Raw genomic sequence first — 9,677 nt, forward strand, 5'->3', positions numbered from 1 at the left:
CCGCCGGCGCCACCGGCTGCACAACCGGCTGCACCGCCCGCATCTTCGCCTGTCACATCGCCTGTCACACAGTGAACTCGCGCGCGAATGCGCGTGATTCGGCAATTTCGACCGATTACAGATTTCCGTGAAATCGCCGATGACACTCTTTAACAACTATTTCAGTCCACCGGTCGACAATGGGAAACGTTTCATAGACATCGGCTTCTAACCGATACACCCCACGCAAACGGGAACGGGGTGTGCAGCGCAAGCCCCTTGAAACCGGCAAGGCTCGCCCCACCTAGGGGACAACAAGGCCAGATGCCACTGCGAAGAGGAGTGCCGCCATGCAAATGATCTACAACAGCCCCAACTACTGCGTCGTCGAATTCGCGCCGCAGGCCGGCCACCACCTGATGAATGCCGGCGGATACGAAATCGTCGACAAGAACGCACAGCGCGAGATCTTCATCGACGGCGAACTTGCCGAACGATTCCGCGCACACGTGAAGCAGCTGATCGAAGATGAACCGTCGCTCGATGAAGTCGACGAATTCCTCGGACAATTCGACAGCCTGATGATGATGCCCGTCGTACTGCACTGACGACCCGCGGCCCGGCGCCTCGCGCGGCCGGGCCATTCGCCGCGCATCGACGCGGCGCCGCGAGCACTCCGATCATGCCCCTGCCCGGTTCGCCGGGCGGGGGTTTTCATTTGGCGGCCCGGCCGGCGCCGCGCAAGGCCGGGCGGCGCCCATGCGCACCGGCTACAATGACGGTTTTCCCGTCTTCGCCGGTCTTTCGCCCATGTCTGCGACTCCTCTCGCCGCTTCCGTCCCGCTCGACGCGCACTACACGCGCGGCGCCGCTCTGCCTGCGCTGCTGAAATCGCGCATCCTGATCCTCGACGGCGCGATGGGCACGATGATCCAGCGCTACAAACTCGACGAAGCCGCGTATCGCGGCGAGCGCTTCAAGGATTTCCCGCGCGACATCAAGGGCAACAACGAGCTGCTGTCGATCACGCAGCCGCAGATCATCCGCGAGATCCACGACCAGTACTTCGCGGCCGGCGCCGACATCGTCGAGACCAACACGTTCGGTGCGACGACCGTCGCGCAGGCCGACTACGAGATGGAAGATCTCGTCGTCGAGATGAACATCGAATCGGCGAAGCTCGCGCGCGAGGCGGCCGCGAAATATGCGACGCCGGACAAGCCGCGCTTCGTCGCGGGCGCGATCGGGCCGACGCCGAAAACGGCCAGCATCTCGCCGGACGTCAACGACCCGGGCGCCCGCAACGTCACGTTCGACGAGCTGCGCGCGTCGTACTACCAGCAGGCGAAAGCGCTGCTCGACGGCGGCGTCGACCTGTTCCTCGTCGAGACGATCTTCGACACGCTGAACGCGAAGGCCGCACTGTTCGCGCTCGACGAACTGTTCGAGGACACCGGCGAGCGCCTGCCGATCATGATCTCGGGCACCGTCACCGATGCGTCGGGCCGGATCCTGTCGGGCCAGACCGTCGAGGCGTTCTGGAACTCGCTGCGTCACGCGAAGCCGCTGACGTTCGGCCTGAACTGCGCGCTCGGCGCGGCGCTGATGCGCCCGTACATCGCCGAGCTCGCGAAGCTGTGCGACACCTACGTGTCGTGCTACCCGAACGCGGGCCTGCCGAACCCGATGGCCGAGACCGGCTTCGACGAGACGCCGGACGTCACGTCGGGGCTCCTGAAGGAATTCGCGCAAGCCGGGCTCGTGAACCTCGCGGGCGGCTGCTGCGGCACGACACCCGAACACATCGCCGAGATCGCGAAGGCGCTCGCCGACGTGAAGCCGCGCCGCTGGCCGAACCAGTACAGCGACAACGCCTGACCCGACCGCCCCACGCCCTTCATCACCAGAATTCGCACCGCCATGACCGATCACATGATGCGCCTCGCCGGCCTCGAGCCGTTCAACGTCACGTCCGGAACGCTCTTCATCAACGTCGGTGAGCGCACCAACGTCACCGGCTCGAAGGCGTTCGCACGCATGATCCTCAACGGCCAGTTCGACGAGGCGCTCGCCGTCGCGCGCCAGCAGGTCGAGAACGGCGCGCAGGTGATCGACATCAACATGGACGAGGCGATGCTCGATTCGAAGGCGGCGATGGTGCGCTTCCTGAACCTGATCGCGTCGGAACCGGACATCGCGCGCGTGCCGATCATGATCGACTCGTCGAAGTGGGAAGTCATCGAGGCGGGCCTGAAGTGCGTGCAGGGCAAGGCGATCGTGAACTCGATCTCGCTGAAGGAAGGCGAGGAGGCGTTCGTCCATCATGCGAAGCTGATCCGCCGCTACGGCGCCGCGGCCGTCGTGATGGCGTTCGACGAGCAGGGCCAGGCCGACACGTTCGCGCGCAAGACCGAGATCTGCAAGCGCTCGTACGACGTGCTCGTGAACCAGTGCGGCTTCCCGCCGGAAGACATCATCTTCGACCCGAACATCTTCGCGGTCGCGACCGGCATCGAGGAGCACAACAACTACGCGGTCGACTTCATCGAGGCGACCCGCTGGATCAAGCAGAACCTGCCGTATGCGAAGGTGAGCGGCGGCGTGTCGAACGTGTCGTTCTCGTTCCGCGGCAACGACCCGGTGCGCGAGGCGATCCACACCGTGTTCCTGTACCACGCGATCCAGGCGGGGATGGACATGGGCATCGTGAACGCGGGCCAGCTCGGCGTGTACGCCGAGCTCGACGCGGAGCTGCGCGAGCGCGTCGAGGACGTGATCCTGAACCGCCGCGACGACTCGACCGACCGCCTGCTCGAAATTGCCGACAAGTTCAAGGCGGGCGGCGCGAAGAAGGAAGAGAACCTCGAGTGGCGCAACCAGCCGGTCGAGAAGCGGCTCTCGCATGCGCTCGTGCACGGCATCACGAACTTCATCGTCGAGGATACGGAAGAAGTCCGCGCGAAGATCGCCGCGGCCGGCGGCCGCCCGATCAACGTGATCGAAGGCCCGCTGATGGACGGGATGAACATCGTCGGCGACCTGTTCGGCCAGGGCAAGATGTTCCTGCCGCAGGTCGTGAAATCGGCGCGCGTGATGAAGCAGGCGGTCGCGCACCTGATCCCGTTCATCGAGGAAGAAAAGCGCCTGCTCGCGGAAGCGGGCGGCGACGTGCGCGCGAAGGGCAAGATCGTCATCGCGACCGTGAAGGGCGACGTGCACGACATCGGCAAGAACATCGTGTCGGTCGTGCTCCAGTGCAACAACTTCGAAGTCGTCAACATGGGCGTGATGGTCCCGTGCAACGAGATTCTCGCGAAGGCGAAGGTCGAGGGCGCGGACATCATCGGGCTGTCGGGCCTCATCACGCCGAGCCTCGAGGAAATGGCGTACGTCGCGTCGGAAATGCAGCGCGACGACTACTTCCGCGCGAAGAAGATCCCGCTGCTGATCGGCGGCGCAACGACCTCGCGCGTGCACACGGCCGTCAAGATCGCGCCGCACTACGAAGGCCCGGTGGTCTACGTGCCCGACGCGTCGCGCTCGGTGTCGGTCGCATCGAGCCTGCTGTCCGACGAAGGCGCGGCGAAGTACCTCGACGAACTGAAGTCCGACTACGAACGCATCCGCGACCAGCACGCGAACCGCAAGGCGCAGCCGATGGTCACGCTCGCCGAGGCGCGCGCGAACAAGACCCGGGTCGACTGGGCGAGCTACCAGCCGGTGAAGCCGAAGTTCATCGGCCGCCGCGTGTTCAAGAACTACGACCTGAACGAGCTCGCGAACTATATCGACTGGGGCCCGTTCTTCCAGACCTGGGATCTCGCAGGCCCGTACCCGGCGATCCTGAACGACGAGATCGTCGGCGAATCGGCGCGCCGCGTGTTCTCCGACGCGAAATCGATGCTCGCGCGCCTGATCCAGGGACGCTGGCTGACCGCGAGCGGCGTGATCTCGCTGCTGCCGGCGAATACCGTCAACGACGACGACATCGAGATCTACAGCGACGAGTCGCGCAGCGAGGTGCTGCTCACGTGGCGCAACCTGCGCCAGCAGAGCGTGCGTCCGGTGGTCGACGGCGTGATGCGGCCGAACCGCTCGCTCGCCGACTTCATCGCGCCGAAGGAATCGGGCGTCGCCGACTACATCGGGATGTTCGCGGTGACGGCCGGCCTGGGTGTCGACGTGAAGGAAAAGCAGTTCGAAGCCGACCACGACGACTACAGCGCGATCATGCTGAAGGCGCTCGCCGACCGCTTCGCGGAAGCGTTCGCGGAAGCGATGCACGCGCGCGTGCGGCGCGAGCTGTGGGGTTATGCGAGCGGCGAGACGCTCGACAACGATGCGCTGATCGCGGAAAAGTACGCGGGCATCCGCCCGGCACCCGGCTATCCGGCCTGCCCCGACCACCTCGTGAAACGCGACATGTTCGACGTGCTGCACGCGGACGAGATCGGCATGAGCGTGACCGACTCGCTGGCGATGCTGCCGGCCGCAAGCGTGTCGGGCTTCTATCTCGCGCATCCGGACAGCACGTATTTCTCGGTCGGGAAAATCGGACAGGATCAGCTCGAGGACTACGCGCAGCGCATGGCGCTGTCGCTCGACGACGCGCGCCGCGCGCTTGCGCCGCAGCTCTGACCGGCCCTTCGGCGGACGCACCGCCGCCCGCTATCGTCAGACAAAAGAAAAAGCCCGCTCGGAAGCGGGCTTTTTTCTGCCCTTCGATCCTTTCGGACCGCCGGGCAAGGACGCTCAGAAGCCCCAGTGCACGTCGGCTTCGCCGGCTTTCGCTTCGCGCAGCATCGTGAGAAACGGCGCGACGCGCTGGGCCAGGCTCGGCGGCACTTCGTGGTGCGCGTGGTCGGCTTCGTCCTCGTGGAAATGGCCGGCATGCTCGGCGCGCTCCTGCTTCGCCTGCGCAACGGCGCCTTCCAGCTTGGCGATCGCGTGGTCCAGTTCGTCGTGCGTAATCACGCCGCGCTCGCCCAGCTGCTTGCCGACGAGACCCAGCACATACACGGCGAAATCCTTCAGCACGTCGAGATCCTGTGCCGCCTTGCTCTTGAACGTAATCATGACAATTCCCTTTTCATCTTGTTGTGCCTGCGCGGCGAGGTTGGGGAACGCCGGCAGACCGGCGTCCGGCCTCGCGGACGCGGGCCGCCTGAGCGGCATATTAGCACCTGTTAAAATTCTGCGATCCCTGAAACGCGCGCTTAAAAAGCGCGCCGGCGGGCCGGCGTTTCCGGCCGCCACCAACGAAGCCTTCTACCAGCATGCTGCCAGCACACAAACAGACCCTCGAAGCCCTGCTCGCGGATAGCGTCAAGCAGGTCGCACACGCGCTAAAAGGCGCCGACGCTGCATTCGTCGCCCCGACCATCACGCTGGAGCGCCCGAAGGTCGCCGCGCACGGCGACGTCGCGTGCAACGTCGCGATGCAGCTCGCCAAGCCGCTCGGCACGAACCCGCGCCAGCTCGCCGAGCAGATCGTCGCCGCCCTGACCGCCCAGCCGGGCGCGCAAGGCCTCGTCGACGCCGCCGAGATCGCCGGCCCCGGCTTCATCAACCTGCGCCTGTCGGCCGCCGCGAAGCAGGCGGTGATCGCCGCCGTGTTCGACCAGGGCCGCGCGTTCGGCACGTCGGATCGCGAGAAAGGCAAGCAGGTGCTGCTCGAATTCGTGTCGGCGAACCCGACCGGCCCGCTGCACGTCGGCCACGGCCGCCAGGCCGCGCTCGGCGACGTGCTCGCGAACGTGATCGCGAGCCAGGGCTACGCGGTGCACCGCGAGTTCTACTACAACGACGCAGGCGTGCAGATCGGCAACCTCGCGATCTCGACGCAGGCGCGCGCACGCGGGCTGAAGCCGGGCGACGCGGGCTGGCCGGAAGCCGCGTACAACGGCGAATACATCGCCGACATCGCACGCGACTTCCTGGCAGGCGAAACGGTCGCCGCGTCGGACGGCGAGCCGGTCAAGGGCACGGGCGACGTCGAGGATCTCGACGCGATCCGCAAGTTCGCGGTCACGTACCTGCGCCGCGAGCAGGACATGGACCTGCAGGCGTTCGGCGTGAAGTTCGACCAGTACTACCTCGAGTCGTCGCTGTACAGCGAAGGCCGCGTCGAGAAGACGGTCGACGCGCTGATCAAGGCCGGCATGACCTACGAACAGGACGGCGCGCTGTGGCTGCGCACGACCGACGAAGGCGACGACAAGGATCGCGTGATGCGCAAGTCGGACGGCACGTACACGTACTTCGTGCCGGACGTCGCATACCACGTGACGAAATGGGAGCGCGGCTTCACGAAGGTGATCAACATCCAGGGTTCGGACCACCACGGCACGATCGCGCGCGTGCGCGCCGGCCTGCAGGGCCTGCACATCGGGATCCCGAAGGGTTACCCCGACTACGTGCTGCACAAGATGGTCACCGTGATGCGCGACGGCCAGGAAGTGAAAATCTCGAAGCGCGCGGGCAGCTACGTGACGGTGCGCGACCTGATCGAATGGTCGGGCGGCGCGGCGGCGGGCCAGGAAGCGGCGCCCGACCTGATCGACGAGGCGACCATCACGCGCGGCCGCGACGCGGTGCGGTTCTTCCTGATCTCGCGCAAGGCCGATACCGAGTTCGTGTTCGACATCGACCTCGCGCTGAAACAGAACGACGAGAACCCGGTCTATTACGTCCAGTACGCGCATGCGCGGATCTGCTCGGTGCTCAACGAACTGAAGGCGCGCTACAACGTCGACGCCGCGCAGCTGCCGGGTGCCGACCTGTCGCAGCTGACGAGCGCGCAGGCGGCGTCGCTGATGCAGAAGCTGGCCGAGTACCCGGACATGCTCACGCACGCGGCGAACGAGCTGGCGCCGCACGCGGTCGCGTTCTACCTGCGCGACCTCGCTGGTGAATTCCACTCGTTCTACAATGCGGAGCGCGTGCTGGTGGACGACGAAGCGCCGCGCAATGCGCGCGCCGCGCTGCTCGCCGCGACCCGGCAGGTGCTCGAGAACGGCCTGGCGGTGCTCGGCGTGTCCGCGCCCGCCAAGATGTAACGACGCAAGCGGCCCGAACCGGGCAGCGAATGGCCGTGGCAGCGCCCGCCGTCGGATGCCCGCCGTCGGACGCCCGCCGCAGCCTTTTCACGATTCTTTTTGCAGGTGACTCAAGCAATGGCACAACCACGCCGCACTTCGAAACAATCGAAACAAGCCGGAGGGACATTTCTTGGAATCGTGCTGGGCCTGATCGTCGGCCTCGCGATCGCGGTGGTGGTGGCGCTCTACATTACGCGTTCCCCGTCGCCGTTCGTGTCGAAGGTCGCGCCGCCGCCGGCCGACAACGGCGCGAGCCAGCCGCAGCAGTTCGATCCGAACCGCGCGCTGCAGGGCAAGACGCCCGGCCAGCCGGTGCCGCAGGCCGCGCAGCCGGCGCCGCCGAACACCGCGCCGGGCCAGGCCGCGAACCAGACCCAGGGCGGCCTGCTGCCCGAACCGCAGATCGTCGAAGTGCCGCCGTCGGCCAACGGGTCGAGCGGCTCGAACAATACCGGCAGCTCGAACGGCACGACCGCGTCGAACAATGCGTCGTCGGGCAACGGCGTCGCCGTCGCGCCGAAGCCGGCCGACACCACGCCGCCGCCGAAGAAGACGCAGCAGGCGCAACAGCAGCAGCAAGGCGGCGAGGACGACCTCGCACGCTTCGCCGCGCAGAAGCAGGCGCAGCAAGCCGCCGCACAAAAGCAGCAACAGCAGCAACTGGCCGCGAACACGCCGAAGCCGACCTCGTCGGCCACGGCCGCCGCGGCAGCGAAGCCGCCGACCGCGAACGACGCGAATACCGGCTACTTCCTGCAGGTGGGCGCGTACAAGACGGAAGGCGACGCCGAGCAGCAGCGCGCGCGCCTCGGCTTCCAGGGCTTCGAGTCGAAGGTGTCGAAACGCGATGTCAGCGGCGTGACGTACTTCCGCGTGCGCGTCGGCCCGTTCTCGAAGTTCGAGGATATGAACTCGGCCCGCCAGCGCCTGTCCGATGCAGGTGTCGACACGGCGGTGATCCGTTTCACGAAGCAGTAAGCAACCGGCCGAGCCCACTCAGAACCCGTTACGTTCCGTAACCCGAGCAACTGATTCGACGTTCACAACATGAAAAAACTGCTTAGCACGCTCCTTCTTTCCCTGGGCCTGGCCGCCGGCCTCGCGCAGGCTTCGCCCGCCGCGCCGGTCGCCGGCAAGGACTTCGAGGTGATGAAGTCGCCGCAGCCGGTGTCCGCGCCGGCCGGCAAGGTCGAGGTGATCGAATTCTTCTGGTACGGCTGCCCGCACTGCTACGAATTCGAGCCGACGATCGAGGCCTGGGTGAAGAAGCAGGGCAGCAACATCGACTTCAAGCGCATCCCGGTCGCATTCCGTGACGATTTCGTCCCGCACTCGAAGCTGTTCTACGCGGTGTCCGCGCTCGGCATCTCCGAGAAGGTCACGCCGGCGATCTTCAACGCGATCCACAAGCAGAAGAACTACCTGCTGACGCCGCAGGCGCAGGCCGACTTCCTGGCCACGCAGGGCGTCGACAAGAAGCAGTTCATGGACGCGTACAACTCGTTCAGCGTGCAGGGCGAAGTGAACCAGTCGGCCAAGCTGCTGAAGGACTACGCGATCGACGGCGTGCCGACGGTCGTCGTCCAGGGCAAGTACAAGACGGGCCCCGCTTACGCGAACAGCATCCCGGGTACCGCCCAGGTGCTCGACTTCCTCGTGAAGCAGGTTCAGGACAAGAAGCTCTGATCCCCGCCCGCGCGCCGGCATGACTACTCCGCTGAAGGTCTTCATCACCGGCGCATCGAGCGGCCTCGGCCTCGCGATGGCCGAGGAATACGCCCGCCAGGGCGCCACGCTCGCACTCGTCGCGCGACGCACCGATGCCCTCGACGCGTTCGCGCGACGCTTCCCGAAGCTGTCCATCTCCGTCTACTCCGCCGACGTACGCGACGCCGACGCGCTCGCGACGGCCGCCGCGTCGTTCATCGCGACGCACGGCTGCCCCGACGTCGTGATCGCGAATGCAGGCATCAGCCAGGGCGCCGTCACGGGCCAGGGCGATCTCGCGACGTTCCGCGACGTGATGGACATCAACTACTACGGGATGGTCGCGACGTTCGAGCCGTTCGTCGGCCCGATGACGGCCGCGCGCCACGGCACGCTGGTCGGTGTCGCGAGCGTCGCCGGCGTGCGCGGGCTGCCGGGCTCCGGCGCGTACAGCGCGTCGAAATCGGCCGCGATGAAGTACCTCGAAGCGCTGCGCGTCGAGCTGCGGCCGGCCGGCGTCGGCGTCGTGACGATCGCGCCCGGCTACATCCGCACGCCGATGACCGCGCACAATCCGTACCGGATGCCGTTCCTGATGGACGCCGACCGCTTCGCCGCGCGTGCGGCCCGGGCGATCGCGCGGCAGCACGCGTTCCGCGTGATTCCGTGGCAGATGGGTGTCGTCGCGAAGGTGCTGCACGTGCTGCCGCGCTGGCTCTACGACCGCCTGTTCGAGAAGGCGCCGCGCAAGCCGAAGGCCGGCGCGCACTGATCGGCCAAACGGCCCGCGTGACGCATCGCGGGCCGCTTCTCCGCTTCTCCGCTTCTCCGCTTCTCCGCTTCTCCGCTTCTCCGCTTCTCCGCTTCTCCGCTTCTCCGCTTCTCCGCTTC

8 protein-coding genes are annotated in these 9,677 nt (G+C 66.5%); 7 read left to right on the forward strand and 1 reads right to left on the reverse strand.

Annotation, left to right across the window (positions count from 1 at the left end):
- Positions 1 to 329: 329 nt before the first annotated feature.
- The 3 genes from ABY44_RS09820 (at position 330) to metH (ending at position 4,617) form a co-directional block, all read left to right on the forward strand.
- A complete protein-coding gene (locus ABY44_RS09820; RefSeq protein WP_006477667.1) occupies positions 330 to 587 on the forward strand; it encodes a BTH_I0359 family protein in 258 nt (85 codons plus the stop codon).
- A gap of 202 nt (positions 588 to 789) precedes the next feature.
- A complete protein-coding gene (locus ABY44_RS09825) occupies positions 790 to 1,857 on the forward strand; it encodes a homocysteine S-methyltransferase family protein (RefSeq protein ID WP_027789009.1) in 1,068 nt (355 codons plus the stop codon).
- A 42-nt stretch (positions 1,858 to 1,899) separates the two neighbouring features.
- Positions 1,900 to 4,617, forward strand: coding sequence for a methionine synthase (metH, locus tag ABY44_RS09830; RefSeq protein WP_060171940.1), 2,718 nt, complete (start codon positions 1,900 to 1,902; stop codon positions 4,615 to 4,617).
- A gap of 114 nt (positions 4,618 to 4,731) precedes the next feature.
- On the opposite strand, the gene ABY44_RS09835 is transcribed toward metH, so the two are convergent.
- Positions 4,732 to 5,055, reverse strand: coding sequence for a DUF1840 domain-containing protein (locus tag ABY44_RS09835; protein ID WP_011353361.1), 324 nt, complete (start codon positions 5,053 to 5,055; stop codon positions 4,732 to 4,734).
- Between the two features lie 200 nt (positions 5,056 to 5,255).
- On the opposite strand from ABY44_RS09835, the gene argS reads away from it, so the two are divergent.
- From argS to ABY44_RS09855, 4 genes are all read left to right on the forward strand, one after another.
- The gene (argS, locus tag ABY44_RS09840) at positions 5,256 to 7,037 is read left to right on the forward strand and encodes an arginine--tRNA ligase (protein ID WP_059695321.1); all 1,782 of its coding nucleotides are present in this window, start codon (positions 5,256 to 5,258) and stop codon (positions 7,035 to 7,037) included.
- A 117-nt stretch (positions 7,038 to 7,154) separates the two neighbouring features.
- The gene (locus ABY44_RS09845) at positions 7,155 to 8,057 is read left to right on the forward strand and encodes an SPOR domain-containing protein (protein WP_059695319.1); all 903 of its coding nucleotides are present in this window, start codon (positions 7,155 to 7,157) and stop codon (positions 8,055 to 8,057) included.
- A gap of 69 nt (positions 8,058 to 8,126) precedes the next feature.
- Entirely contained in the window at positions 8,127 to 8,765 is a 639-nt protein-coding gene (locus ABY44_RS09850) for a thiol:disulfide interchange protein DsbA/DsbL (RefSeq protein ID WP_059492004.1), read from the forward strand.
- Between the two features lie 19 nt (positions 8,766 to 8,784).
- Positions 8,785 to 9,558 carry an SDR family oxidoreductase gene (locus ABY44_RS09855; protein WP_027789005.1) on the forward strand — a complete coding sequence of 258 codons (774 nt, stop codon included), beginning with the start codon at positions 8,785 to 8,787 and terminating at the stop codon, positions 9,556 to 9,558.
- The last annotated feature ends 119 nt before the right edge of the window (positions 9,559 to 9,677 follow it).

This window comes from Burkholderia sp. ZZQ-2, assembly GCF_050768715.1.
Classification (GTDB): Bacteria; Pseudomonadota; Gammaproteobacteria; order Burkholderiales; family Burkholderiaceae; genus Burkholderia; species Burkholderia cepacia.

Excerpts from the sequence above, each read along its gene's own strand:
- ABY44_RS09820 (WP_006477667.1), top strand. The coding sequence starts at position 330 with ATGCAAATGATCTACAACAGCCCCAACTACTGCGTCGTCGAATTCGCG.
- ABY44_RS09825 (WP_027789009.1), top strand. The coding sequence starts at position 790 with ATGTCTGCGACTCCTCTCGCCGCTTCCGTCCCGCTCGACGCGCACTAC.
- metH (WP_060171940.1), top strand. The coding sequence starts at position 1,900 with ATGACCGATCACATGATGCGCCTCGCCGGCCTCGAGCCGTTCAACGTC.
- ABY44_RS09835 (WP_011353361.1), bottom strand. The coding sequence starts at position 5,055 with ATGATTACGTTCAAGAGCAAGGCGGCACAGGATCTCGACGTGCTGAAG.
- argS (WP_059695321.1), top strand. The coding sequence starts at position 5,256 with ATGCTGCCAGCACACAAACAGACCCTCGAAGCCCTGCTCGCGGATAGC.
- ABY44_RS09845 (WP_059695319.1), top strand. The coding sequence starts at position 7,155 with ATGGCACAACCACGCCGCACTTCGAAACAATCGAAACAAGCCGGAGGG.
- ABY44_RS09850 (WP_059492004.1), top strand. The coding sequence starts at position 8,127 with ATGAAAAAACTGCTTAGCACGCTCCTTCTTTCCCTGGGCCTGGCCGCC.
- ABY44_RS09855 (WP_027789005.1), top strand. The coding sequence starts at position 8,785 with ATGACTACTCCGCTGAAGGTCTTCATCACCGGCGCATCGAGCGGCCTC.